This is a genomic window from Bradyrhizobium cytisi, assembly GCF_008123515.1.
GTDB classification, from domain to species: domain Bacteria; phylum Pseudomonadota; class Alphaproteobacteria; order Rhizobiales; family Xanthobacteraceae; genus Bradyrhizobium; species Bradyrhizobium cytisi.
This window is the reverse complement of sequence record NZ_VSSR01000161.1, coordinates 1-1,140: the sequence shown is the minus strand read 5'-3', so window position 1 is coordinate 1,140 and position 1,140 is coordinate 1. Positions and strand designations below refer to the sequence as shown.

Here is a 1,140-nt window from a genome sequence, read left to right as displayed (position 1 = left end):
CTAGTGTTGTGACTCCAACGCTTGTTTCGCTTTGGCGACTTTTTCGAGGATTTGGCTGGCTGACTTGGTCCAGACGAAGGGTTTGGGATCAGCATTGTGGTTTTCCAGATATTCCATGATAGCGGCCCGCAATTCGGCAACGCTTTTGAAGGCGCCACGCCGGATGCGTTTTCGGGTGATTTCGGCGAAGAAGCGTTCGACCATGTTGAGCCAGGATGCCGAGGTGGGCGTGAAGTGCAGGTTGAAGCGCGGATGCGCCTTGAGCCAGCGCTGGACGCCCGGCGTCTTGTGTGTCGCATAATTGTCGACGATGAGATGCAGGTCGAGACCGGCGGGAGTTCTTTGATCGATCAGCTTGAGAAAGCGCAAAAATTCGCGATGCCGGTGACGCGGCATGCAAGCTCCGATGACGCTGCCGTCCAGCATGTTCAAAGCCGCGAACAGCGTCGTGGTGCCGTTACGCTTATAGTCATGGGTCATCGTGCCGGCGCGGCCCTTCTTCATCGGCAGGCCGGGCTGGGTACGGTCGAGAGCTTGGATTTGGCTTTTTTCATCGACGCACAAGACCAGCGCTTTGTGTGGGGGATGGAGATAGAGCCCGACGACGTCCTCGACTTTGGCGGAGAAGTTCTTGTCGCGCGAGACCTTGAACGCCTTAATGAGATGTGGCTTCAGCCCATGCGCATCCCAGATCCGCTGGACGCTACTCAAGGAGATGCCGGCGGCTGCCGCCATGCTGCGGCCGCTCCAGTGGGTCGCATTCGGCGGCTTCGCGTGCAGAGTCATGTGCGCCACGCGCTTGATCAACTCGGGCGACAGCGGTTTTACCCGCGACGGACGGGTCGCGTCCTTCAAGAGCCCCTCGACCCCTTCGGCCGTATAGCGTTGGCGCCACCGACGCACCGTCAACAGGCTCTTGGCTACCGTCGCCGCGATCGCCTCTGCCGTCATCCCTTCGCTTGCAGAAAGCACGATCTGCGCTCTCCAAACAACTTTCTGCGGCGTATTCCGGTCTCGGACCAGCCGCTCCAATCGCTCACGATCGGCGGCGCCGATCGAAATCCGTTCGATTTTCCTCATCGGCGCAGATTCGCAGGTCTGAGCCGATTTGTGAATCATCCGTCAGCATCGGAACACTAG

The 1,140-nt window shown here is 59.3% G+C and carries 1 protein-coding gene; it reads right to left on the bottom strand.

Annotated elements, in window-relative coordinates; all coding sequences use genetic code 11:
* The gene (locus tag FXB38_RS42240) at positions 1-1,080 is read right to left on the bottom strand and encodes an IS630 family transposase (RefSeq protein ID WP_148756738.1); all 1,080 of its coding nucleotides are present in this window, start codon (positions 1,078-1,080) and stop codon (positions 1-3) included.
* Positions 1,081-1,140 lie beyond the last annotated feature (60 nt).